This is a genomic window from Aestuariibaculum sp. YM273 (assembly GCF_030908365.1).
GTDB lineage: Bacteria > Bacteroidota > Bacteroidia > Flavobacteriales > Flavobacteriaceae > Aestuariibaculum > Aestuariibaculum marinum.
On the sequence record NZ_CP133090.1, the window covers coordinates 1 to 25,000 of the forward strand.

Below are 25,000 nucleotides of genomic sequence, written 5' to 3' on the forward strand. Positions count from 1 at the left end.
ATGAGTAAAACTGCGCAAACGGTATGGAATAATTGTCTTGAATTCATAAAGGATAACATCCAGCCGCAAGCTTACAAAACTTGGTTTGAACCTATCATCGCAGTTAAACTCACTGACAATGCCCTAAGTATTCAAGTTCCAAGTAAATTTTTCTACGAATGGCTTGAAGAACATTATGTAAAGATCTTAAAAGTATCTTTAACAAAAGAGTTGGGAGAAAAAGCCAAACTAGTTTACATTATTAAAATGGAAAACACGTATGGCAACAAGCAACCGTTTACTGAGAAGATTCCGAGTTCAAACAGAAGTGCTGTAAAATCACAGGAAGTTGACATTCCATTAAAGAACAAAAATCCTGAATTACGAAATCCATTCGTTATTCCTGGGATTAGAAATGTTAAGATTGAATCGCAATTAAATCCTAATTACAGTTTTGAAAACTTTTTAGAAGGAGATTCTAACCGTTTAGCAAGAAGTGCCGGATTAGCGGTAGCAGCTAAGCCTGGTGGAACTTCGTTCAACCCCCTACTTATTTTTGGAGGTGTTGGTTTAGGAAAAACCCATCTTGTACACGCTATTGGTGTTGACATTAAAGATAAGTACCCGGAAAAGACCGTTTTATATATTTCGGCTGAAAAGTTTACACAACAGTATATTGATTCGGTTAAGAAAAATAATAGAAATGATTTTATTCACTTCTATCAAATTATAGACGTGTTAATTATTGACGACGTGCAATTCCTTTCTGGTAAAACAGGAACACAGGATGTATTCTTCCATATCTTTAACCACTTACACCAAAACGGCAAGCAGGTTATCTTAACCAGTGATAAAGCACCGGTAGATATGCAAGATATTGAGCAACGTTTGTTATCTCGTTTTAAGTGGGGGCTTTCGGCAGAATTGCAAACACCAGATTTTGAAACCCGTGTTTCTATCGTAAAAAATAAATTATATCGTGATGGCGTAGACATGCCTGAAGAAATAATTAATTACGTAGCAAAAAACATTAAATCTAACGTACGTGAGCTTGAAGGGGCTATCATTTCTTTAATAGCTCAATCTTCTTTCAATAAAAAAGAAGTAACCATTGATTTGGCTCGTATTGTCGTTGAGAAGTTTGTTAAGAATACCAAACGTGAAGTTTCTATCGATTATATCCAAAAAGTCGTTTCAGATTACTTCCAGATGGATGTAAACACCTTACAATCTAAAACGAGAAAGCGTCACATTGTACAAGCAAGACAATTAGCCATGTTTTTCGCAAAGAAATTCACCAAGGCATCGTTAGCGAGTATTGGTTCTCAAATAGGAAAACGAGACCACGCAACTGTGTTACATGCTTGTAAAACCGTAGATAATTTAACATCGACAGACAAACAATTTAAAAAGTATGTTGATGATATTACAAAGAAACTGTCTGTTTAAAACCTTTTTTAAATGACTAAAATATTAATGGTTTGTTTAGGCAACATTTGCCGTTCACCATTAGCCGAGGGAATTTTAAAATCTAAATTACCTCAAAATACCTTTACAGTAGACTCCGCCGGAACGGCTAATTACCATTCCGGCAGTCAACCTGATCACCGCTCCATAGCTGTTGCTAGAAAATACGGATTAAATATTTCAAATTTAAAAGCACGCCAATTTGTAGTTTCAGATTTCGACCAATTTGATTACATCTATGTGATGGACGAATCGAACTACCAAAATGTAATATCGTTAGCACGTAATGAAGCCGATAAAACTAAGGTTGAATTCATTTTAAATGAAACTTACCCTAACCAGAATTATCCGGTTCCGGACCCTTATTACGGAGGTGATGAAGGCTTTGAAAACGTTTATAAAATGTTAGACGAAGCCTGCACTATAATCGCACAAAAACTTATTTAATGAATACCAAAGGCGTTTTATATTTAATTCCAACCACATTAGGCGATAACGATCCTATGGATGTTTTACCGGCTTTTGTGAAACGCGTTATTGAACAAACCGATACGTTTATTGTTGAAAATGATAAAACTGCAAGGCGCTTCATTAAAAAAATAACGCCCGAAAAATCGCAGCCGAGTTTAAACATGTTTCACTTAAATAAGCATACCGATCCTGCCGATTTACCAACCTTTATAGAACCTTGTCTTAACGGAACCAATGTAGGTTTACTATCTGAAGCAGGTTGCCCTGGTGTCGCCGACCCAGGTGCAGATATTGTGAGTTTAGCACACAGAAACAATATTAAAGTAGTGCCCTTGGTAGGCCCTTCTTCTATATTAATGTCGGTTATGGCTTCGGGAATGAATGGGCAAAGTTTCGCTTTTAATGGCTACCTCCCTATCGATAAAGGCGAACGTAAAAGTGAAATTAAACGCCTGGAACGTTTATCGTTCGACTACAATCAGTCACAACTTTTTATAGAAACGCCTTACCGAAACAATAAAATGCTGGAAGATTTATGTAATGTTCTGGATAGAAACACACAAATTTGTGTCGCCTGCGATATTACTTTAGATACCGAATTTATAAAAACACAGTCTGCAGCCAGCTGGAAAAAAAATATCGTAGACCTTCATAAAAGACCTACGATATTCATAATTCATAAAAGCTAATTATAACTTTAAATTGCTTTTGCTTTCTTATTCGGTTTTAATGAAGAGGTATCGTAACCCGAAAACTTTTTCATATAGTACTCTACATTTGTACCATAACTGTCTTCAAAGTTATCTAAACCGTAGCTTCTTAAATACTTCTTTACACTTCCAGGTCCGGCTAAATGTGCCGCTGCTAAAATACCTGACTCTGTAACCAACACACCATTAATTCGTTTTCCAACAAAATTTTTGATATCTCTACGAAGTACCCATTTGTTTCGCTCTGCATTTGCTATAAACGCTCGCTCCTGAAGCTCTGGGTTCTTTAAAAACTTCTTAGGGTTTTTAATTCCTAATAATCTTAATGTACCTTTTCCAAATTGATATTTACCTAAATACCCTAAAGTATTCACAGTAAAATAATCGCCACCAGACTCTTTAAAACCAACGGCTTCTTTAAATCCTACAAAAGATTTCCCCAAAAAAGGAGAAAACGTTTTGTTCACATCATTCGACGCCAAAACATTATCTTTAATGTTTTCGTCTGGACTTACAGTATAATTTAACTCTAAGCCTTCTGTTGAGTATTTACCTAAATCTACCGTTTCATCTGTTGTAAACGATACCGACAATAGAATACATATTGTAACACTTAGGGCAATAAAAGTTGCAATACTTTTTCTCATAAACTTAAATTTCTTCAGCTCAGTATTTCTACTTTAGCGAGCTTGAAAATTTCAGCGTGCAAAATTATAAATTTTTTTAATTATTTCAAAATTAATCGATTATCTACTTTTTTTAGATGTAGAATAGATGAAATACACACCTGTTTTTGTTAATTTCTAGTGTAGGAAAAGGTATTTTAATTGTATTAAAAACTTCAAAAACAGACCTTAACAGTCTTGAGTTTGTTTTTATCTTACTTAGGTCTACATCAAGGCTAAAATAGTACTGACGATACCTATCATAGCTTGGAAAGTCCATATTATTTTCATCTGAAACGCCGGAAAGCATTCCGTCAGCACCATATCCAAAGGCTACATTTAACCATTTTGGAATATGTTTTTCTTTAAAAAAAGAACTTAAATTAAGACTTAGCCAATACGTTTGTCCGTTATAATCTTTTAAAACACGCTCAAAAAACCCTGTTCCCAGTTTATCTGAACGCTGAGAAGCATACATTGTTTCATGATAAGAAAACTTTAACAATATACGTTGCTCATTCCAAAGCAGTTGCTGACCAACATACAACCCGGTTCCGGATGCATTAGCGATAATATCTCCCCAGGAGAAGCCCCATTCTTCCGAAAAGCCATCAAGCACCTCAACCGCTGTTAAAAAACCAAAACCTAAAGTTGAACCATAAATTAACTGATTTTTCTCACTTACCCCAATCCAGTTTAAAAGGTCTGCTCCAAACTTCCCCATCTGGTAAGAGGTAAACACATGCCCCATTTTATCCATTTGGAGCCATTCCTTATTATCATTAATGGTATGAAATTTTGAACGCTCGTAATCGACATACCATAATTGGTTTAAACCAATTAATGTAATACCTGCTAAAGATGCTTCGCTAATAATTACGGCATTTCTTCGAGGTTTATTTAAGGTATCACTTGGTGTTAAAAACCGTTCTGTCGCAGATTGCGCAAAAGAAAAAAGGCTAACAAATAAAAATAAGATTGTATATGTTAGCCTTTTGTGAATCATGTAATATTTATATGCTATTTATTGATACCTTGAGATGACAAATAACGTTGGTATTCTCTGGCGTTGGCATTGTGCTGTGATAAATTTTTTGCAAACTTATGGAATCCTAATTTTTGAGCATTAGCTGCAAAATATAAATAATTATGCTTCTCATAGTTTAGCACAGCATCGATGGCCGAAATATCTGGCATTGCAATTAGCCCAGGAGGCAAACCTGCATTTTTATAGGTATTATAGGGCGAATCAATCTCCTTGTGAACATTAAGCACACGTTTAATCACCGTATTTTTATATTCTGGTAATTGATAGGCAGCAAACTTTAAAGTAGGATCAGCTTGTAAAGGCATACCTATTCTTAATCTATTCAAATAAACACCTGCAATTCTGGGTTGCTCGCTAGCTTGTTTCGATTCTTCGTAAACAATAGATGCTAAGGTCATGACTTCGTCTTGCGATAAACCAATAGTTTTAGCTTTGGCTTTTCGAGAATCGTTCCAAAAACGATTATACTCCGTACGCATGCGTTCTCTGAATAACTCTGAAGACGTATTCCAGAAAAACTCATAACTATTAGGAATATACATACCTAAAGCCGTTTTCTCGTTAAACTTATTCTTAGATAAAAAGGAAGCGTCTGTCATAGCTTCTATTAACGATATACTGTCGGCTTCAATTTGAGTACTTATACGACCTGCTAACTTTTCTAAACTTTCCTGATTATTAAAAGACAAGGTGATTGGCAAATTTTTGCTTCGAATGGAATTAATAATATCATTATTATTCATTCCCTTTTTAATTGCAAAACGTCCCGCTCTTAAATTAGTCATGTACTTTTTCTGTTTTGCTAAAACATCAAAAGATTCTATATCCTTTAATAAAGGCTCAAGTTGCTCTCTAACCTCCTGATAGCCTGCATTGGTCCTAACGTAAATATAAGCGGTATCATTATTAAATGCCGTATTGGGTTTTAACATGGCATTATAAACAAAATAAGCAAAGTATGCAGCGCCAACTAAACCAAGTAAAGCAATGGCAACAAGTATTTTCTTTATATACATTTAATTATTTATAAGCTGAAATAAATATTCGTTTTTAAAAGATCCGTTAAAACGAATCCAGTCTTTCTTCAATCCGACTTCCTTAAATCCTTGTTTGGTAAAAAGTTTAATACTCGCATGATTATCTTCCGAAATATTACAGTATAACTGATGTAAATCTAAATGAGTAAAACTATAATCGACAAGTAACTTTAAAGCTTCACTACCTACCCCTTTTAATCGGTTAACTGGTTCTTTAACCAAAATTCCAATACCGGCGCGGTTATTTTTAAAATCGAAGTCGAACAAATCAATCAACCCTAAAGTCTCGTGATTGTAATTACAGATTACAAGCCGTAATTGCTTAACCTCAAAAATATCTTTATGAGCCTGCTCTAAATACTGTTTGATTAAATACTTTGAATACGGCGTTTGTGTACAACTGATTTCCCAGATAGACTCATCGTTTTCAATCGCATGAATAAACTCCAAATCTTCAGGTTCCAATGCACGTAAATAAATATGTTCGCCTTTTAAGGTAATCATATGGTCCCTTTAAAAACATAAGTTGCTGGCCCAATAAGCCAAACGTTTTTATAGACACCATTATCTATATCGAAACTTACCTGAAGCTTACCACCTTCAACATTTAAGTTAATTAAAGTTTTATCGGTTTCTTTTAACCTATTCATGGCTATAGCTACAGCTGTTACCCCTGTTCCACAAGATAAAGTCTCATCTTCAACACCACGCTCGTAAGTTCTTACTCTAAATGTATCATTGTTAACTTTACTTACAAAGTTAACATTGGTTCCTTCTTGATTATAAGGCGCTCCATAGCGAATTTGAGCACCTTTAGTTTTAATATTGAAGTCTTCTATTTTTTCTTCAAACTGAACATGGTGAGGCGACCCTGTGTTTAAAAATACATGGTTTTCAAACTCCTGAACCGAATCAACATCTAACATTTGAAGTTTAACAATACCGTTATTGATTTCGGCATGGTGCAAACCATCGATCGCTTCAAAAACCGCATGTTCTTTTATAACCCCCAAATCTTTAGCAAAGGCAACTAAACAACGTCCTCCATTACCACACATAGTACTTTCGTTTCCATCGGCATTGTAATACACCATTCTAAAATCCAAATCGGGATGATTCTCTAATAAAATTAATCCGTCTGCTCCTATGCCAAAACGTCGGTCACATAAAAAAGCAACACGTTTGGTATCGTTTTTGTCGAACGTTTGCTGACGATTGTCAATCATGACAAAATCGTTTCCTGTTCCTTGATATTTATAAAAAGTCTGTTCCATAATAGAGCGCAAATATAGGAATAATTAACCGTTTTTTCACGTGTTAAACCGGAGTTAAAATTGACGTTAAAAATCGTTAAAACAAGAAAAGTAACTCAATAAATAATTAATTTTAATCGTTCTTAAACAAGATTTTAATCGCTAAAATCTTTGTCCTCACAAGGTCAATCTCTCAAAAAAGACCTGACGAACGTTTTAGCAATTATTAAATATATTAACTAAAATAGATGATAATTATGAAGAAGATTTTCTCATTAGTACTAGTTTCTGCATTAGGGGGCGCTTTAACTCTTGGTGCTTACAAACTTTTTTTAGAGCCTGAAAACAAAATTGAAATCACAGCAGACTCTAATCCATCATTTTTACCTACCAGTAATATTAGCAATGTATTCAACAGTGCTGCCGAAGCGCCCGATTTAACTATCGCGGCAGAAAATGCAGTTAATGCTGTTGTACACGTAAAAAACGTAACGATTAGCACCGGGCAAATGACCTTTCAGGATTTGCTTTTAGGAAGAAGTCCGCAACGTGCGCAGATGGGTACCGGATCAGGAGTTATTATCAATTCAGATGGATACATCATTACAAATAATCATGTTATTAATAATTCAGATAAGCTTACAATTACCTTAAATAACAATAAAACTTACGATGCTGAGATTGTGGGCACCGACCCTAAAACAGATATCGCATTGTTAAAAATAGATGCTGACGAAGATTTACCTTATGTCACCTTTGCGGATTCCGATCAAGCACGAATTGGTGAATGGGTGCTGGCTGTTGGTAATCCGTTTAATTTAACCTCAACAGTTACCGCCGGGATTATTAGTGCTAAAGCAAGAGATTTATCGGGTAATTCAACACAATCATTCATTCAAACCGATGCCGCTGTAAACCCAGGAAATTCCGGAGGTGCCTTAGTGAACACTAACGGAGAGTTAATTGGTATTAATACAGCAATTTCTTCACAAACCGGGTCGTACATTGGGTATTCGTTTGCCGTACCAAGTAATATCGCCAGACGTGTTATTGAAGATATCATGGAATATGGCTATGTGCAAAACGGTATTTTAGGAATTACAGGTGGTGCTTTAAATAGTGCCGCTGCCGATGAATTAGGTGTTAATGATACCGAAGGTATTTATGTGGCTAGCGTGGTAGAAGATTCAGGGGCAGACCTTGCCGGTGTTCTGGAAGGTGATATTATTAAAGAGATTGACCGTATTAAAGTTTCTAAATTCTCTGATTTAACTGGACATATTGGAGCTAAACGTGTCGATGATATCGTAGAGCTTAAAATATCTAGAGATGGAGACCTTAAAACTCTAAAAGTTAAGTTAACCCGAAACGAAACATTAAATCTGCCTCTTGTCGGTATGGTTAAAAATGCCAAAAAAGAAGATTTAAAATCGTTAAATGCATCAAATGGTGTTAAAATTATCGAGTTGAATAAAGAATATGAATCTTACTGGAAGAAAAATGGGGTTGACGAAGGTGCTATCATTACTTCTATTAACGATGTAAAAATTAATTCGGTTGACGATGCACAACAAGCGATTAAAAACAAATCGACTTATGAGCCACTTCGAATTGAACTCATCAATTCTAAAGGTGAAAAAGAACGTTACAACTTCAGATAAAAACACTTAAATAATAATTGTCATTTAGCCTCTTAAAAACCCAGTTTTTAAGAGGTTATTTTTTTGTTAAAATAGCTTACGAAAACGTTTGAAATATGATATTTTTGCCAAATATTTATAAAACTAAACTATCTCAAAAGAATGTCTTTTAACAAAAACTATGAAAAGGAATTAGCCTTTCAAGCAGACCGTAGAAGAGCCACTGTAGAATTTATTAAAATTGTAAGTGACTTATGGTACGACAAGTCCATAGAACTTGTTCTTTTTCGCAATCAACTAATCGACAGAAATGTTAGTCAAATTTTAAATTTGCATGAATACGCAGGTAAATTTGTTCAAAAGCCTATTTCTATTTTCGACTCTGTTGAAATTGCTCAAGCGATTAAATCATTAGACATTGCCCCTTCTAAATTGGACATAGGAAAACTAACTTATGAATATCATTTAGAGGACACGAAGTACAATAATGCCAGTAGTTTTATTGCAGATAAACTAAAGGATGCCAAAAAAAATGGAGCCTTACTTCCTAAAGATGTTGTTCTTTATGGTTTTGGTAGAATTGGTCGTTTGGTGGCTCGTGAAATTATGGCTCGAACAGGAAAAGGGAGTCAATTAAGATTACGAGCTATTGTAACCCGTGGCGCTATTGACGCTCAGGTTTTAGAAAAACGCGCAGCGCTTTTACGTAACGATTCGGTACATGGTGAATTTTCCGGAACGGTATCGGTTGATGTCGCTAACAGGGCTTTAAACATTAACGGAACAACCGTAAATATTATTTCAGCAAATAATCCGGAAGAAATTGATTATACTAAATTCGGTATCAACAATGCTTTAGTAATAGACAATACCGGTGCTTTTAGAGATCAGGAAGCTTTAAGCAGACACTTAAAATCAAGAGGTGTTGCCAAAGTATTATTAACCGCTCCAGGAAAAGGCGTTCCTAATATTGTGCATGGAGTAAACCATTTAGAGTATGATCCGAGTAATGTAAATATATTCTCGGCAGCATCATGTACAACCAATGCCATTACACCTGTATTAAAAGCCATTGAAGACACTTACGGTATTAAACACGGTCATCTTGAAACGATTCACGCATATACTAACGATCAGAATTTGGTAGACAATTACCACAACAAATACCGTCGCGGTCGTGCTGCCGGATTAAACATGGTTATTACCGAAACAGGCGCCGGAAGTGCCGTTGCAAAAGCTTTACCTAAATTAGAAGGTAAATTAACCTCGAATGCGATTCGTGTTCCCGTACCAAACGGATCCTTAGCTATTTTAAATCTTGAACTAAAGAATAAAACTTCGGTAGAACAAATGAATGCTACTTTAAAGAAATATGCTTTAGAAGGTGATTTAGTTGAACAAATAAAGTACGAACTAAGCGACGAGTTGGTTTCTAGTGATATTGTTGGATGTTCGGCACCATCAATTTTTGATAGTAAAGCTACCATTGTTCGCTCTGATGGTAAGAATGCCGTTCTATATGTATGGTACGATAATGAATATGGATACAGCCAACAAGTTATTAGGTTAGCAAAATATATTGCAAAAGTAAGACGTTATACGTATTATTAGTAGATAAGATTAGTGATATAAATTCGCTATTTTCGGCTAAAACATCTAAATTATATTTATTAACGTATATGATAAAAAGCCTCACCTCGTGAGGCTTTTTGACAATTTTATCTTTTACAGTAAACAATATTTTATAATTTAGTAACCCAATATTCAAAAATTACCCTAAAATGAACAAAATCAAGTATTTAGCTGTTTTTAGCTTTTTATTTACTGCGACAGTGTTTGCGCAAACTGAGAATGATGAAGACAAGTTATCTTTAAACAGCGGTACCATTGATAACCAATTTGAATATGTTATTCAACGTTCCAACAATTACCAAGATTATAAAGTAATAAAAAAAGTATGGCTTTATGCCTTAAAAGCGCATACTATGGATTCGTTAAATGCTGTTCATAAAAACCTTAACGATACCAAAGCTGTTGTTAATACACAGGCTAAAGAAATCGATAATTTAAAAGCCAGTCTTACCAAAACGCAAGACACGTTGGATGCTACAAATTTAGAAAAAGACAGCATGTCTTTATTCGGAATACAAATGAGTAAAAGTAGTTACAATGTATTAATGTGGTCTATAATTGGCGGATTACTCGCTTTATTATTGTTATTCATTTACAAATTTAAAAACAGTAATGTCATTACTATTGAAGCCAGAAAAGCCCTGTCTGAAATTGAAGAAGAGTTTGAAGAGCACAGAAAAATCGCGCTTGAACGCGAACAAAAAGTAAGACGTCAACTTCAAGACGAAATTAATAAGCATAAAAAGATTTAATGCTTAATTTATAATTATAAAAAAGCCGGAGTGGAAACTCCGGCTTTTTTATTTTTCCAACCTCAGTACAAAAAGACATACCGAATATATTTTAATTCAGTTATCTTTGCACTTCTTAAAAAAACGTCATGCGCATAGATATTATAACTGTTTTACCTGAATTATTAAGAAGTCCGTTTGAAGCCTCTATTCTAAAACGTGCTATCGAAGCTAATTTAGTTGAAGTCCACTTTCATAATTTACGCGATTATGCGACCGATAATTATAAAAGTATAGACGATTACCAGTTTGGTGGTGGTGCAGGAATGGTAATGATGATTGAACCAATAGACAAATGCATCTCTGGATTAAAAGCAGAACGTGATTACGACGAGGTAATTTATATGACGCCTGATGGTGAAACCTTAAAACAAGGCATAGCAAATCAATTATCGTTGAAAGAAAGCATTATTATTCTTTGCGGACATTATAAAGGTGTTGACCAACGTGTCCGCGATCATTTTATAACTCGCGAAATCTCTATAGGCGATTACGTTTTATCTGGTGGCGAACTAGGAGCAGCCGTATTATGCGACTCAGTTATCCGATTAATTCCGGGTGTTTTAGGAAATGAGACGTCTGCCCTAACCGATTCGTTTCAGGATAACATGTTAGCACCACCTATTTACACTAAGCCGCGAGAATATAAAGGATGGAAAGTACCGGAATTACTATTTAGTGGTAATTTCCCTGAAATTGAAAAATGGCGTGAAGATCAGGCTTACCAAAGAACAAAAGAACGGCGTCCGGATTTACTGGACGAATAAACTATTTTGTATTAAGAATAGTAGCTGCATCCTTTTGCCTAGCAAAAGATATAGTCTTTGGTCAATGCTCAAGATAAACTCCTAACCTGACCAGGAAGGGAACACCATAAAATTTACAATTAAAGATTGTAGGTTATTAATTATTAATTATCTTTGCACCCTGTTTCGGGTTAACCTCTGGCGAAAATCGTGTATGTTGTTCTGAATTAACTATTTAAAAAAATAAAGATATGGAATCTTTAGTAAAATTTGTACAAGACGAATTTGTAGCAAAAAAAGACTTTCCAGAGTTTGGAGCTGGAGACACAATTACTGTGTATTACGAAATTAAAGAGGGTAACAAAACACGTACTCAGTTCTTTAGAGGTGTTGTTATTCAAAGAAGAGGTTCAGGTTCATCTGAAACTTTCACAATTAGAAAAATGTCTGGAACTATTGGTGTAGAGCGTATCTTCCCTATCAACTTACCAGCATTACAAAAAATTGAAGTTAATAAACGTGGTAAAGTTCGTAGAGCTAGAATTTTCTACTTTAGAGGACTTACTGGTAAAAAAGCAAGAATTAAAGAGAGTAGACACTAGTCTAAACCTCTTTAAAAAGCATCAAAAAGCCTTGATTTTCATCAAGGCTTTTTTTATTAACAAATGTTAATAAACTCGGTTTATAACAAGTTGATAATTAAATGGTTGAAAAAATTGCAAATCTTCATTTTTTGATGTATATTAGCATAAGTTAATAATAAATCAGCAGGTTGCTTTGCGAAACACCTGTTGAACATTATAAACTAAATAAGATAACGTTCACATTTTTAATTGTTTTTTGAGGTTTTAAACGTATCATGTGTAAGCATGTATTTAAAAACCATGATATTATAAAAGACTGTTTAGCAATAAACAGACACTAGATAATTGAAAGTCTAAGCAGAACCACGGTTTTAATACAACCATGAGGCTGAGCAAAGACAATGCTTTATTAAACTAATCGTTAACAGCGAATAGAAACAAGTAAATGCATCAAGAAAAACAATTTTCTGAGACATTTTGTAATAGGTCAATACATTTTGAAAATTACATGAAATGTTTCATTTAAAATAGCAACACTTAAATTGTAAAGGTTTAATGAAAATTTGAACTGATTTAGTGAAATCTAATTGATTAAGTTCTGCTATTTTAAGAAAGCCATGTCAGAGTAGATTAAGTTCTGCAGTGATATGGCTTTTGTTTTTTTAACTCCGAGCCCATTTTCTTTAAAAAATTCGTAGTGCTACTCCCCTTTTTTAGCGTTCTCTAAAAACTTACCAACTAAAGGCTTTTTGTTTAAACGATTAAGCATTTATAATCATCTAATTTTGTATATTCGCAACTCGAAAAAAAATCCTTTCTTTTTTCATATTCATTAAACTAAGTAAAAAATTAAAAAAAAATCACTAAAGTAATGTCTAACATAATTTATACAAAAACTGATGAAGCTCCAGCTTTAGCTACGCATTCATTTTTACCTATTGTTAAAGCTTTCGTTAAATCTTCAGGAATTAATATAGAAACTAAAGATATTTCTTTAGCTGCTAGAATCTTAGCTGTATTTCCTGATTTTTTAAATGAAGATCAAAAAGTTTCAGATGACTTAGCACTACTAGGTGAATTGGCAAAGAAGCCAGAAGCGAATATTATTAAATTACCAAATATTAGTGCTTCTATTCCACAGTTAAAAGCCGCTATAAAAGAATTACAGTCTCAAGGGTTTGCTATTCCTAACTACCCTGATGAGCCAGCAAACGATGCTGAAAAAGATATTAAATCGCGTTACGACAAAGTTAAAGGTAGTGCGGTAAACCCTGTGTTACGTGAAGGTAACTCAGACAGACGTGCACCTAAAGCCGTAAAGAATTACGCAAAAAACAATCCGCACTCTATGGGTGCCTGGACCAAAGATTCTAAAACGCACGTAGCAACTATGGAAGCTGGTGATTTTGCACACAATGAAAAATCATTAACCTTACAGGAAGCCACGACTATCAAAATTGTTCATACAGATGATAACGGAACTGAAACCGTTTTAAAAGATAGTTTTGCTATTCAAAAAGGAGAAATTATTGATGCTACGGTAATGAATAAAAAAGCCTTAATCAGCTTTTTTGAAAAACAAGTAGCCGATGCAAAAGCCAACGGTGTATTGTTCTCATTACACATGAAAGCCACTATGATGAAAGTAAGTGACCCAATTATTTTTGGTCACGCTGTAGAAATCTTCTTCAAGGATGTATTCGCTAAACACGGTGAAACTTTAGAACAAATTGGTGTTGATGTAAATAGTGGTTTCGGAAACTTAGTTGAGAAATTACAAGAATTACCAGAAGCAAAACGCAACGAGATTCAAGCCGATATCGATGCTGTATTTGCTAACGGACCTGCTTTAGCAATGGTTAACAGTGATAAAGGTATCACGAATTTACACGTACCAAGTGATGTAATTATTGATGCTTCTATGCCTGCAATGATTCGTACTTCTGGACAAATGTGGAATGCTGAAGGTAAATTACAAGATACGAAAGCTGTTATTCCTGATAGTAGCTATGCTGGTGTGTACGCTGCGACTATCGATTTTTGTAAAGAAAACGGCGCTTTCGATCCAACAACCATGGGAACTGTTCCTAATGTTGGATTAATGGCTCAAAAAGCTGAAGAATACGGATCGCACGATAAAACATTCGAAATGGCATCTAACGGAAAAGTTACGGTTATTGATGCTAACGGAAATACCTTATTAGAACACACTGTTGAAGAAGGAGATATCTGGAGAATGTGCCAAACTAAAGATGCACCTATTCAAGACTGGGTTAAATTAGCTGTAACGCGTGCCAGAGCTTCAGAAACGCCTGCTGTATTCTGGTTAGACGAAAACAGAGCGCATGATGCAGAATTAATTAAAAAAGTAAATACATACTTAAAAGATCACGATACAACTGGATTAGATTTAAGAATCTTATCGCCTGTTGACGCAACCATCTTTACTTGTCAACGACTTAAAGAAGGTTTAGATACTATTTCTGTTTCAGGAAACGTATTACGTGATTACTTAACCGATTTATTCCCTATTTTAGAAGTAGGTACCAGTGCGAAAATGTTATCTATCGTTCCTTTAATGAATGGTGGCGGTTTGTTTGAAACTGGTGCTGGTGGATCTGCTCCTAAACACGTACAACAATTATTAGAAGAAAATCACCTACGTTGGGATTCTTTAGGAGAATTCTTAGCACTTGCTGTGTCTTTAGAGCACTTTAGCGAAGTGAACAGTAATGAGAAAGCTAAAGTTTTAGGTGAAACTTTAGATGACGCTACAAGTTCTTTATTAGAAAACAAAAAAGGACCTTCTAGAAGTACTGGAGAATTAGATAACAGAGGTAGCCACTTCTACTTAGCGATGTACTGGGCTCAGGAATTAGCTAAACAAAATAAGGATGCCGATTTAAAAGCTGAATTCGAACCAATTGCAAAACAATTAGAAGAAAACGAAGCTGCTATCATAAAAGAGCTAACCGATATTCAAGGAAAACCGGTAAGCATTGGTGGATATTATGAGCCAAGCGAAGATTTAACAAATCAAGTAATGCGTCCAAGTACTACACTTAACAGCATTTTAGCTTAAAATAATAACTTTATATCTCAAAAAGCTCCTATTTCTAGGAGCTTTTTTTTTGCCCAATTTTATTCAAACCAAACAATAATAGTTCTTTGTTTAAGTTATAAAAACACATCTTGTAAGAATTTTACAAAAAATTTAACAACTTATTAAGTTTTAGATTATATATTTAACATCAAACCTATTTCATCTATCAATTAACTATGAAAATAAAAAAAATTGTGCTTTGGACAGCAATAGCTTTAATCCCTATTTTAATATTCTCCTTCTATAATAGTGACGAAAGTGAGAACACATCATTAACTACTAAAGTGGTAAGGGGCACTTTTAATGATGAAGTCATTATATCGGGAGAAGCGCAATCTACCAGTTCGAAACAAATTAATGGCCCGAGCAACGCCAGGCGCTTCGGACTTTATAATATTAAAATTCAAGATTTGGTTCCGGAAGGTACCGTTGTAAAAAAAGGTGACTACATTGGGAAATTAGATGTTTCTGAACTTAACGGGAAAATTCTTGATGCTGAAATAAATTTAGATAATGCACAATCAGCATATACGCAACAACAACTTGATACAACACTCACTTTAAAGCAAGAGCGCAATGCTATTAAAGATTTACTTTTCGAAATTGAAGAAACAAAACTGGAGTTAAATCAATCAAAATATGAAGCACCAGCTGTTATCAGACAGCTAGAAATAAAACTTGAAAAATCGGAGCGAAATTTAAAAAGTAAAAAGGAAGATTATTCTATAAAGAAACAACAATCTAATGCCAAGATGATTATTGCCAGCAATAACGTATCTAAAAACAAAAAGCGCATTGATGAATTGTTAGAACTTCAAAAACAATTTACTATTTATTCAGATGAAGGTGGCATGGTTACCTATATTAAAGAATGGAATGGCTCAAAAAAGCAAGTCGGCTCTACCATTTCTCCTTGGGAACCAGCTATTGCCAGCCTTCCAGATTTAACCAAAATGGAATCTAAAACCTATAGTAACGAAGTCGACGTTCGTAAAATAAAACAAGGACTTACAGTGAAAGTAGGCTTTGATGCCTTTCCTGATATAGAATTAGAAGGAATTGTTACCGAGGTTGCTAATGTGGGTGAAACCAAATCAGGGTCAGACATTAAACTTTTTCAGGTCTTAATAAAGCTTAACGGAACAAACGAAAACATTAGGCCTGGAATGACCACCTCAAACCGAATTCTTACAAAACAGAAAGAGGACGTTTTAATGATTCCCTTAGAAGCCATTTTTTCAAAAGATTCCATTAGCTATTCTTATGTAAAATCCGGCTTATCTATTGAGAAACAAGAAGTAGAACTTGGGAGTTCCAATAACGAGGTAGTTATTATCAAAAACGGACTTAAGGAAAATGATGTGGTTTACCTAAACAAACCTGAAGACCTTGAAGAGAAAAGTATTAAACTATTAAAGTAAGATGATAGATAAAATACTTTTTGAAAAACTTAAGTCCAATTTTACTGAAGCCTTCTGGTTCATTAAAACCAATAAAGTCAGAACCTTTTTAACAGCTCTTGGTATTATTTTCGGTGTAGCTTCAGTAATTACAATGCTTGCCATTGGTAATGGTGCTGAAAAGGAAATTTTATCGCAACTGGAATTGGTTGGGGTAAATAATATTGTGGTGACTCCCATTCCAGATGAAAAAGATGAAAATTCAAACGAAGAAGGAGACGATGCAAACAATAAAAGTAATGAAACCAAACGCTATTCTAAAGGCTTAGACATCCTGGATGCCGAAAGTATAAAAAATAACATTCCAAGTGTTAAACTGGTAAGTCCAGAAATTATTATGGACACCTATGTAATCAATAACGGTCGACAAAATCCGGTAAAGCTTATTGGTGTCTCCTCCTCTTTTTTCGAATCTTCAAATATTCACATAGAAAAAGGTAAAGATTTTTCAGAGCACCAACTTTTAAATGCCTTACCGGTATGCATCATTGGAAAAAAAGTCGAGAAAAAATTATTTACTGGAGAAAGTGCCTTAGGCAGACAGATTAAAGTGAAAGATGTCTGGCTTCAAGTTATAGGCGTTATAGAAGAAAAACTTATTTCAGATCAGGCACAGGAAAACTTAGGTATTCGAGATTTAAATCAGGATATCTACATTCCTATAAAAACCTTTTTAATACGTTATAAAGACCGTAAAATTATCAGTGGCACTGGTCCTTCCATTTCTGGAGGTGGCGGAAATATCATTATTATGGGCGGACAACAAAATGGTCCTAAAAAGCGTATTCCCCGTGGCAATTATCACCAAATTGATAAACTCACAGTTCAGGTTTCAAATTCTAACGAATTAAAAGCAACTGCAGAAGTTTTAAGTAAAATGTTGAAAAGACGACATAATGATGTTCTGGATTTTGAAATTACCATCCCCATTCAATTGCTTAAGCAACAACAAAAAACCAAGCAGATTTTTAATATTGTATTAAGTATTATCGCCGGCATATCACTCCTTATCGGAGGCATTGGTATTATGAATATCATGCTGGCATCGGTGCTTGAGCGAACCAAAGAAATTGGTATTATTCGTGCCATAGGGGCTACGGAAGAAGATGTTATTCTTCAGTTTTTATCAGAATCTGTACTCATTAGTGTTGGTGGTGGTGTTGCAGGTATTTTGTTAGGAATTATTGGCGCCTACACCATTGAGATATTCTCAGGAATAGAAACCGTGCTTTCGTTAACCTCTGTGCTCGTTTCTTTCTTTATTGCTGTTTTAGTTGGATTATTTTTTGGAATATTCCCTGCTAAATCGGCAGCCAGAAAACGACCAATTGAAGCCTTACGATCAGAATAATATTTTGTTATCGCAATCAAAATTCATCAATCAAAACAACTAAATACATGAAAAAATTATTCACACTAATTTTCTTTTCATTTTTATCTGTAAATGTATTTTCTCAGTCAAAAACTATATCTCTAACAGAGGCTATAGATATTGCTCAAAAAAAATCGCCCGACTATAAAACAACCCTAAACCGAAATCAGGGGAGCTATTGGCGTTTTAGAAATTATAAAGCACGCTTTTTGCCTCAACTTAGATTAAACGCCACCATTCCTGAATATAATAACGCTATTCGAAGAATAACCAACGATGAAGGCCAGGACGTTTTTGTTAATCAAGATCAACTTATTGTTCAAGGTGGTTTATCGCTGAATCAAAATATTCCTTACACGGGAGGTACACTGTCTTTAAACTCCAATTTAGAGCGCGTAGAATTGTTTGGTCTAAACGATAATATTGGTTATTCGGTTATACCTTTTTCTATAAGTTATTATCAGAATTCTTTGTTTTTTAATCAGTTTAAATGGGACAAAAAAATTGAACCTCTGATTTACGAAGAATCTAAACGTGATTTTATTGAGAAAATGGAACAAATTTCAATAACCACCTGTCAGCATTATTTTAGTTTACTAAAGGCGCAAATGCAACTGGAAATAGCCGAAAAAAATCTATCCAATCAAGATACCTTATATCAGATTTCATTAGGACGTTATAAAATGGGGAAAATTGCCGAGAACGAATTACTTCAAATGGAACTTACGCTATTAAATTCTAAAAATAACGTGACAACTAATAAAGTAGAACTAAAAAGAACCTCACAAAACCTTGCGCGTTATTTAGAAATGGATAATGAAAACCTAAAATTAGATGTGCCGGAAAAGCTTCCCTTATTTGATGTCGAGGTTACAACTGCACTGCGAGAGGCACAATCTAACAGAAAAGCTGTTATAGAATTTAGAAGACAACGTTTAGAGGCAGAAAGAGAAGTAGCTCGTGCCAAAGGGACTAACTCTGTTGACATGAGACTGAATGCAAATTTTGGTATCTCTAATAACGCTAACGATTTTAATGCTTTATTTAACAATTTTAATAAACAGCAAAATGTATCATTATCGGTTTCTGTGCCAATTTTCGATTGGGGTGTATCTAAATCAAGGCGTAAAATGGCCGAAGCCGATTTAGATTTGGTAAATAATAACGTAGAACAGGAAACACAAGCCTTCGAACAAGAGATCTATCTTCATGTTTTAAACTGGAGTAATCAAAGAGATTTTTTGTTCACCGCAGAAAAAGCCAAAGAAGTTGCTACCAAACGATACGATATTTCAAATAAAAGATATGTTTTAGGTAAAATAACTATTACCGACTTAAATATCGCTCTACAGGAAAAAGATAAAGCAGTCCTGCAATATTTAAATTCACTTGAAAAATTTTGGAGAGATTACTATGTACTTAGGCAATTAACCTTATACGATTTTATCAATAATGAAAAAATAACTGTTGAAGATGTAATTTATGATTAAAACCACCAATTAATTTCTATTTTTGGTGCATGAGCTTTACAAAAACAACCGAACAGGATTCAAATTACAATCATTTAGAGAGAATGAGTGTAAAAGAACTGTTAAGCAACATAAATAAAGAGGATAAAACCGTTCCTGATGCTGTTGAAAAAGCACTTCCTGACATTGAAAACCTGGTTAATGTAATCGTTGAAAAACTAAAGCAAGGAGGTCGTTTATTTTATATTGGAGCAGGAACTAGTGGACGTTTAGGAATTTTAGATGCTTCGGAATGTCCTCCCACATTTGGTGTTTCTCACGACTTAGTTATCGGACTCATTGCAGGCGGAGATTCTGCTATTCGAAAAGCTGTTGAGTTCGCTGAAGATTCTAAAACTCAGGGTTGGGAAGATTTACAAGCTTATCACATCTCGAATAAAGACGTTGTGGTAGGTATTGCTGCTTCGGGTACTACACCTTATGTAATTTCAGCATTAGAAACCTGCAATACCAACAATATTGTTACGGGTTGTATTACCTGTAATGCCAATAGTCCGTTATCGAAAACCGCTCAATTTCCAATAGAGGTTATTGTCGGTCCTGAATTTGTAACAGGCAGTTCCAGGATGAAAGCAGGTACCGCTCAGAAACTTGTTTTAAACATGATTACAACATCTACGATGATTCAGCTTGGTCATATTAAAGGCAACAAAATGGTCGATATGCAACTAAGTAATAATAAATTGGTTGATCGAGGTACAAAGATGATCATGTCGGAGCTTAATATTTCTGAATCCGAAGCCAGAACCTTATTACACACATACAAAAACGTACGTACAGCTATAAAAAACTATAACAATGGAAGAAACCAATAGAACCGACAAGCAACTCCTTTTTAAGGGTATTAAAACTTTAGTATTTGCCTTATTAAGTCTTTTTATGGGACCAATTTTAATGCATTTAGCGTTATCTGATAAAGAGAACTCACTTTATCTTCCGTTATTAATAGTTGCCAGTCTTATTTGTGCTTTTGCTGTTTTTTTAATTTTTAAAGGCATCAAAATTATTATGGCTAGTATGTTTAAAAAATAAAGTCCAAAGTTAGGACTATGTTGTTGGTTTAGGTGTTGTTGGGTTATATCCAAACTCTAAATCAACAATAGTTATTTTTAATCCGCTTAAAATGTAATTTATAATAGCATAATGGTGAATAGTATGGCTATTGGCCTGTGATAGCAATGCTCCAATAGTATAAGGGATTTCTACTTTTCCCTGACCTAAATCCTCTATAACTAAAACCGTTTTATCTATTTCTTGATTATATGCATTCAACTTATTAATCAATAACATCAAATAGGTTCTGGCCTTAGCACAATCCTGCTCTACTTCTCTATTTCTACTTCGTGCTGTTAAATCTATTTTATTTTCAACATTTAAATTAAAAATACAGTTGTAAAAATCCAATATATGCCTGATGTGTGTTCCTATAGATGAAAAATAAGGCGGCACTGAAGCATCTCTTAATTGTTCATTGGTTAAACTATTCAGAAGAATTTCTGTTTTCGTCAGCGTTTGTAAAGTAGATTCTATAAGTTTATTCATTGTCTCCAATTTAATCAAATAATTCAAATAATAAAATACTTACAATACAAAACATTATATTATTCATTATAAACCTCTAAAATTAAATTAGTTAGTAAAATTGCTTATATTGGTGTAAGTCTTATTTCATAAAACTCTCATATAAGTTAGGTGGTGTACTTGAACAAAATAATTACAAATACCTTACAACTAATTTTTACAATTTGCTGCTGCATACCATTAAATGGCCAGGACCTTGTAGAAGTTGATTCAGATACATTTGCCCCTCAAAAACAATTTTCATTTAAAACCCTAACCATAAACGATGGTTTATCTCAAAACAGTGTAATTAGTATCGCTCAAGATAGTATTGGTTATTTATGGATGGCCACTCAGGATGGTTTAAACAAATACAACGGACGTGATTTTAAGCATTACGACAAACAGTTTGAAGACATTACCCGGGCTACATTTAGTAAACTGGGTAAGGTGTATATAGATAAACAAAATAGACTGTGGATCATTACACATTCCGGGAAATTAGAATTGTATCAACCTCAAACCGATGATTTTAAACACATCAAATTTAAGTTTGATGTCAGTACCATATTCCAAGACAAATACCAAAATTTATACATTGGCACTTTCAATAACGGATTATTTAAAGTCAACTCCGGCACAAAAGACACCATTCAGGTATTAAAAGATACTGATAAAAGTAAAACTGTTTATCATCTTATGGAAGATGATAATACATTAATAGCAGCCTGTTCTGAATCTGTTTTAAGTATTTATGAGAACAGGGATTATAATACTATTCCGGTTCAAAATTCAGTAACTACCAATTATAGTTCCCTTGAAAAAGGACCCGATAAAACACTTTGGTTAGGCACTTATGGTCATGGGCTTTTTTACAAACCTCAAGGAAGCAAATCCTTTATTAAATATGAGAATAAAAACATTCCGCCCGATTTAAATATTGAAGATTTATTGATTGATAGCAAGTCCCGTTTATGGATTGCTACCTATGGTAATGGTGTTTATTTAATAGATAAGAAATCGAATATTGTAAAAAACTTTAAAGCCAATAAAAACAACCCCTTTGCCATTCACTATAATGATATGCTTTCATTATACGAAGATATAACCGGAACTATATGGTTTGGTTCTGATGGTACCGGAGCCAGTTACTACGATGCCCATCTAATTAAGTTTAATATTCTAACTAATAATCAGGTGCCTAAATCGGTAAATGTTGATATGGTGAGGTGTATTACAACTGACAAACAAAATAATATTTGGATTGGTACTTCGGGCAAAGGACTTACGGTTGTTGATTTAAAAAAAGAAACCTACAAAACGTACACGACTGAAAATAGCTATATAGCCAGTAATCGCATTATAAGTACTTGCTTCCTTAATGATGAACTGTGGATCGGACATCAGGGTTATGGACTAAATATTCTGGAGGCCTCAGGTAACTATAAGTACTATCCTGAATTAAAAAATCATACAATTTGGCGGATTATAAAAGTATCAAATCAGCAAGCTTGGCTATGTACAGAACGTCACGGTATCATTTTATTTGATAAATACAAAGGTATTTTAAAAACATATAACACCAATAATTCAAAACTTTCTTCTAACAATATAAGGGCGTTGGTTTATGGAATTGATAACGATATGTGGATCGGAACAGATGACAACGGACTTTTTAAACTGAATGAAACCACAAATCAAATTGAAAAAATAAATAATATTAATGATAAAATTAAGTCGCTGTACTACAGTAAAAACACCTTATGGGTTGGCACCAATGGCAATGGTCTTAAAGCCTATAATATTGAAAAAGATACTATCGAAACCTTTACAACAAAAAATGGGTTACCCAATGATGTAGTTTACGGAATACTCCCTGATAATGAAAATAACCTTTGGCTGAGTACTAATAATGGAATTAGTAAATTCAATCATATAAATTTTGAAAACTTTAGCGTTTATGACGGTCTGCAAGCCAAAGAATTCAATACTGGTGCGTATTATAAGGATCAATACAATACGTTATACTTTGGTGGATTGGAAGGCATTAACTGGTTTCATCCAGAACAATTAAGTTTTAATAAAGAAAAACCAAAAACTATAATTTCAAAATTTGAAGTGTTTTCAAAACCTAGAGATTTAACACCGAATTTAAACCTTAATTATAAAGATAATACAATAACCTTTAGTTTTTCAAGTCTTCATTTTTCTCAACCCAAACGAAATTTATATAAATATCAGTTGGTAAATCACGATAATGATTGGATTGAATCGGGTAATAACAACACGGCTCACTATACCAATTTACCTCCTAACAATTATACATTTCAGGTAATTTCCTGTAATTACGATGGCATCTGGAATAATACCCCAACAACCTACGCCTTTACGATTCGGCAGCCCTGGTATTTCAGTACGATGGCCATTGTTTTATACCTTTTATTATTTCTTATCATAAGTTACTTGGTTTACAGCTACCTAAAATGGCGTTGGCATATTAAAATGCAATTACAGTTTGAACATGAAGAAACCGAACGCTTAAAACAATTAGATAGTTTTAAAACGAAACTGTACACCAATATTTCGCATGAATTCAGAACACCGCTAACTTTAATATCAGGCCCGGTTGAAAAACAACTCAACAATCCGAAACTTTCAAATACCGACCGAAAAGAACTTAAATTGGTACAACGTAACTCAAAACGCCTTTTAAACTTAGTGAATCAGTTGCTAGATTTATCTAAGCTAGAAACAGGCAACCTAACTTTATCGGTTGTTCAGGGTGATTTAGGTTTATTTTTAACCCAGTTAGTGAAAAGTTTTCAATTTAAAGCTGAAGAAAAAAATATTGATTTCAGATATAATATTCCTAAAATTCAAGAGGCATGGTTTGACAAAGATGTTGTTGAAAAAATAGTTACAAATCTATTAGCCAATGCCGTTAAATATGCTCCTAATAATGGTAAAGTATCCTTTCAGGTAAATAAGCAACAGGGGGAAATTATCATTACCATCATTAATAATGGCAATACAATACCTGACGATAATATAAGTAAACTTTTTCAACGCTATTATCAAGATAATAAATCTGCCGATGGTGTTGGAATAGGGTTATCACTCGTTAAAGAACTAACCGTTTTATCTCACGGTAATATCGTGGCTCATACATTAAATAAAGATGATATTCAATTTACAGTCACTCTTCCTATTGAACAATCTTTCTTTAATCCTAACGAAATCACGGAAATTTCTATTCCTAATACCGCTGATAATACAAAACAAGAACAATCAGAAAATGTTATTGCACATAAAGAACAACCTCTAATGCTTATTGTTGAAGATGACGAAGATATTCGAATCTTCTTAAATTCTATTTTTAGAGAAGACTACATCATTGAAGAATCCGAAAATGGTGATATAGGCATTAAAAAGGCGGTAAAACTCATTCCGGATATTATTATTAGTGATGTTATGATGCCAAAAACCGACGGAATCATATTATGTAACACCTTAAAACATGATGAACGTACCAGCCATATTCCTATCATACTGCTAACTGCCAAAAGCGGCACGTCTAATGAGATTGAAGGTTTAAAAACCGGTGCAGACGATTATATTGAAAAACCCTTCCACACTGAAAAACTAAAAATCAAAATTCAAAATTTAATTGAATCCAGACGGAAACTTCAACAACGCTATAATCAAAATTTTAAGCTGACTGAAATTGCCGTGACAAGCACTGAACAACAATTTTTTAACAAAGTAAAAGAAGTTTTAGACCAAAATATCACTGACAGTCAATTTAACTCAGCCGATTTTAGTAAAAAAATGTTGATGAGCCGGATGCAGTTACATAGAAAACTAAAAGCCCTAACGGGTTTAACTACCACAGAATTTATTAGATCTGAACGTTTAAAACTAGCGGAAAAACTTTTAAAGTCTTCTGATTTAAC

Annotated in this window: 21 protein-coding genes (1 of these 21 cut by a window edge); 15 read left to right on the plus strand and 6 right to left on the minus strand. The window is 34.0% G+C overall.

Features of this window, described 5'->3' with window-relative positions:
- Genes dnaA through RBH94_RS00015 form a run of 3 tightly spaced genes read left to right on the plus strand, consistent with a single transcriptional unit; the run spans position 1 to position 2,606 of the window.
- Complete coding sequence (gene dnaA / locus RBH94_RS00005; protein ID WP_188222425.1) at positions 1 to 1,428, plus strand: chromosomal replication initiator protein DnaA; 1,428 nt, start codon at positions 1 to 3, stop codon at positions 1,426 to 1,428.
- A gap of 12 nt (positions 1,429 to 1,440) precedes the next feature.
- On the plus strand, positions 1,441 to 1,893 hold the full coding sequence (locus tag RBH94_RS00010; protein WP_307881819.1) for a low molecular weight protein-tyrosine-phosphatase: 453 nt from the start codon (positions 1,441 to 1,443) through the stop codon (positions 1,891 to 1,893).
- A complete protein-coding gene (locus RBH94_RS00015; protein ID WP_307881820.1) occupies positions 1,893 to 2,606 on the plus strand; it encodes an SAM-dependent methyltransferase in 714 nt (237 codons plus the stop codon). The genes RBH94_RS00010 and RBH94_RS00015 overlap by 1 nt, the downstream gene beginning before the upstream one ends.
- An 8-nt stretch (positions 2,607 to 2,614) precedes the next feature.
- On the opposite strand, the gene RBH94_RS00020 is transcribed toward RBH94_RS00015, so the two are convergent.
- The 5 genes from RBH94_RS00020 to dapF form a co-directional block, all read right to left on the minus strand.
- Entirely contained in the window at positions 2,615 to 3,274 is a 660-nt protein-coding gene (locus tag RBH94_RS00020; protein WP_307881821.1) for a peptidoglycan-binding protein LysM, read from the minus strand.
- A 112-nt stretch (positions 3,275 to 3,386) separates the two neighbouring features.
- Positions 3,387 to 4,298 (minus strand): DUF2279 domain-containing protein, encoded by a 912-nt coding sequence (locus RBH94_RS00025; RefSeq protein WP_307881822.1) that lies wholly within the window; start codon positions 4,296 to 4,298, stop codon positions 3,387 to 3,389.
- A gap of 14 nt (positions 4,299 to 4,312) precedes the next feature.
- Positions 4,313 to 5,356: an endolytic transglycosylase MltG gene (gene mltG, locus RBH94_RS00030; protein ID WP_307881823.1), complete on the minus strand. Its 1,044-nt coding sequence runs from the start codon at positions 5,354 to 5,356 to the stop codon at positions 4,313 to 4,315.
- Positions 5,357 to 5,881: a GNAT family N-acetyltransferase gene (locus RBH94_RS00035; protein ID WP_307881824.1), complete on the minus strand. Its 525-nt coding sequence runs from the start codon at positions 5,879 to 5,881 to the stop codon at positions 5,357 to 5,359.
- On the minus strand, positions 5,878 to 6,651 hold the full coding sequence (gene dapF / locus RBH94_RS00040) for a diaminopimelate epimerase (RefSeq protein WP_307881825.1): 774 nt from the start codon (positions 6,649 to 6,651) through the stop codon (positions 5,878 to 5,880). The genes RBH94_RS00035 and dapF overlap by 4 nt, the downstream gene beginning before the upstream one ends.
- A gap of 236 nt (positions 6,652 to 6,887) precedes the next feature.
- Between dapF and RBH94_RS00045 the strand changes: the two genes are divergently transcribed.
- From RBH94_RS00045 to RBH94_RS00095, 11 genes are all read left to right on the plus strand, one after another.
- Positions 6,888 to 8,291 carry a trypsin-like peptidase domain-containing protein gene (locus RBH94_RS00045; protein ID WP_307881826.1) on the plus strand — a complete coding sequence of 468 codons (1,404 nt, stop codon included), beginning with the start codon at positions 6,888 to 6,890 and terminating at the stop codon, positions 8,289 to 8,291.
- A gap of 141 nt (positions 8,292 to 8,432) precedes the next feature.
- On the plus strand, positions 8,433 to 9,881 hold the full coding sequence (locus tag RBH94_RS00050; protein ID WP_307881827.1) for a glyceraldehyde-3-phosphate dehydrogenase: 1,449 nt from the start codon (positions 8,433 to 8,435) through the stop codon (positions 9,879 to 9,881).
- Between the two features lie 170 nt (positions 9,882 to 10,051).
- Entirely contained in the window at positions 10,052 to 10,654 is a 603-nt protein-coding gene (locus tag RBH94_RS00055) for a tRNA (guanine-N1)-methyltransferase (protein WP_307881828.1), read from the plus strand.
- 128 nt (positions 10,655 to 10,782) lie between these two features.
- Positions 10,783 to 11,460, plus strand: coding sequence for a tRNA (guanosine(37)-N1)-methyltransferase TrmD (trmD, locus tag RBH94_RS00060; protein WP_307881829.1), 678 nt, complete (start codon positions 10,783 to 10,785; stop codon positions 11,458 to 11,460).
- 230 nt (positions 11,461 to 11,690) lie between these two features.
- Positions 11,691 to 12,041: a 50S ribosomal protein L19 gene (gene rplS / locus RBH94_RS00065; RefSeq protein WP_188222437.1), complete on the plus strand. Its 351-nt coding sequence runs from the start codon at positions 11,691 to 11,693 to the stop codon at positions 12,039 to 12,041.
- 853 nt (positions 12,042 to 12,894) lie between these two features.
- Positions 12,895 to 15,105: an NADP-dependent isocitrate dehydrogenase gene (locus RBH94_RS00070; protein WP_307881830.1), complete on the plus strand. Its 2,211-nt coding sequence runs from the start codon at positions 12,895 to 12,897 to the stop codon at positions 15,103 to 15,105.
- Positions 15,106 to 15,302: 197 nt separating this feature from the next.
- The gene (locus RBH94_RS00075) at positions 15,303 to 16,547 is read left to right on the plus strand and encodes an efflux RND transporter periplasmic adaptor subunit (RefSeq protein ID WP_307881831.1); all 1,245 of its coding nucleotides are present in this window, start codon (positions 15,303 to 15,305) and stop codon (positions 16,545 to 16,547) included.
- 1 nt (position 16,548) lies between these two features.
- Positions 16,549 to 17,937, plus strand: coding sequence for an ABC transporter permease (locus RBH94_RS00080; protein WP_307881832.1), 1,389 nt, complete (start codon positions 16,549 to 16,551; stop codon positions 17,935 to 17,937).
- A 47-nt stretch (positions 17,938 to 17,984) separates the two neighbouring features.
- Complete coding sequence (locus RBH94_RS00085) at positions 17,985 to 19,448, plus strand: TolC family protein (RefSeq protein ID WP_307881833.1); 1,464 nt, start codon at positions 17,985 to 17,987, stop codon at positions 19,446 to 19,448.
- Positions 19,449 to 19,477: 29 nt separating this feature from the next.
- The gene (gene murQ / locus RBH94_RS00090) at positions 19,478 to 20,302 is read left to right on the plus strand and encodes an N-acetylmuramic acid 6-phosphate etherase (protein ID WP_307881834.1); all 825 of its coding nucleotides are present in this window, start codon (positions 19,478 to 19,480) and stop codon (positions 20,300 to 20,302) included.
- The gene (locus RBH94_RS00095) at positions 20,286 to 20,519 is read left to right on the plus strand and encodes a DUF6095 family protein (protein WP_307881835.1); all 234 of its coding nucleotides are present in this window, start codon (positions 20,286 to 20,288) and stop codon (positions 20,517 to 20,519) included. Before murQ ends, RBH94_RS00095 begins: the two co-directional genes overlap by 17 nt.
- Before the next feature lie 15 nt (positions 20,520 to 20,534).
- On the opposite strand, the gene RBH94_RS00100 is transcribed toward RBH94_RS00095, so the two are convergent.
- The gene (locus tag RBH94_RS00100; protein ID WP_307881836.1) at positions 20,535 to 21,029 is read right to left on the minus strand and encodes a DinB family protein; all 495 of its coding nucleotides are present in this window, start codon (positions 21,027 to 21,029) and stop codon (positions 20,535 to 20,537) included.
- Between the two features lie 159 nt (positions 21,030 to 21,188).
- On the opposite strand from RBH94_RS00100, the gene RBH94_RS00105 reads away from it, so the two are divergent.
- Positions 21,189 to 25,000, plus strand: the 5' portion of a protein-coding gene (locus RBH94_RS00105; RefSeq protein ID WP_307881837.1) for a hybrid sensor histidine kinase/response regulator transcription factor. Its footprint extends 106 nt past the window's final position; the window shows 3,812 of its 3,918 coding nt (coding positions 1-3,812); it begins with the start codon at positions 21,189 to 21,191; the stop codon falls past the right edge of the window.

Excerpts from the sequence above, each read along its gene's own strand:
- RBH94_RS00035 (WP_307881824.1), bottom strand. The coding sequence starts at position 5,881 with ATGATTACCTTAAAAGGCGAACATATTTATTTACGTGCATTGGAACCT.
- RBH94_RS00100 (WP_307881836.1), bottom strand. The coding sequence starts at position 21,029 with ATGAATAAACTTATAGAATCTACTTTACAAACGCTGACGAAAACAGAA.
- dnaA (WP_188222425.1), top strand. The coding sequence starts at position 1 with ATGAGTAAAACTGCGCAAACGGTATGGAATAATTGTCTTGAATTCATA.
- RBH94_RS00045 (WP_307881826.1), top strand. The coding sequence starts at position 6,888 with ATGAAGAAGATTTTCTCATTAGTACTAGTTTCTGCATTAGGGGGCGCT.
- RBH94_RS00070 (WP_307881830.1), top strand. The coding sequence starts at position 12,895 with ATGTCTAACATAATTTATACAAAAACTGATGAAGCTCCAGCTTTAGCT.
- RBH94_RS00085 (WP_307881833.1), top strand. The coding sequence starts at position 17,985 with ATGAAAAAATTATTCACACTAATTTTCTTTTCATTTTTATCTGTAAAT.
- RBH94_RS00015 (WP_307881820.1), top strand. The coding sequence starts at position 1,893 with ATGAATACCAAAGGCGTTTTATATTTAATTCCAACCACATTAGGCGAT.
- murQ (WP_307881834.1), top strand. The coding sequence starts at position 19,478 with ATGAGCTTTACAAAAACAACCGAACAGGATTCAAATTACAATCATTTA.
- trmD (WP_307881829.1), top strand. The coding sequence starts at position 10,783 with ATGCGCATAGATATTATAACTGTTTTACCTGAATTATTAAGAAGTCCG.
- RBH94_RS00080 (WP_307881832.1), top strand. The coding sequence starts at position 16,549 with ATGATAGATAAAATACTTTTTGAAAAACTTAAGTCCAATTTTACTGAA.
- dapF (WP_307881825.1), bottom strand. The coding sequence starts at position 6,651 with ATGGAACAGACTTTTTATAAATATCAAGGAACAGGAAACGATTTTGTC.
- RBH94_RS00050 (WP_307881827.1), top strand. The coding sequence starts at position 8,433 with ATGTCTTTTAACAAAAACTATGAAAAGGAATTAGCCTTTCAAGCAGAC.
- RBH94_RS00055 (WP_307881828.1), top strand. The coding sequence starts at position 10,052 with ATGAACAAAATCAAGTATTTAGCTGTTTTTAGCTTTTTATTTACTGCG.
- mltG (WP_307881823.1), bottom strand. The coding sequence starts at position 5,356 with ATGTATATAAAGAAAATACTTGTTGCCATTGCTTTACTTGGTTTAGTT.
- rplS (WP_188222437.1), top strand. The coding sequence starts at position 11,691 with ATGGAATCTTTAGTAAAATTTGTACAAGACGAATTTGTAGCAAAAAAA.
- RBH94_RS00075 (WP_307881831.1), top strand. The coding sequence starts at position 15,303 with ATGAAAATAAAAAAAATTGTGCTTTGGACAGCAATAGCTTTAATCCCT.
- RBH94_RS00025 (WP_307881822.1), bottom strand. The coding sequence starts at position 4,298 with ATGATTCACAAAAGGCTAACATATACAATCTTATTTTTATTTGTTAGC.
- RBH94_RS00020 (WP_307881821.1), bottom strand. The coding sequence starts at position 3,274 with ATGAGAAAAAGTATTGCAACTTTTATTGCCCTAAGTGTTACAATATGT.
- RBH94_RS00010 (WP_307881819.1), top strand. The coding sequence starts at position 1,441 with ATGACTAAAATATTAATGGTTTGTTTAGGCAACATTTGCCGTTCACCA.
- RBH94_RS00095 (WP_307881835.1), top strand. The coding sequence starts at position 20,286 with ATGGAAGAAACCAATAGAACCGACAAGCAACTCCTTTTTAAGGGTATT.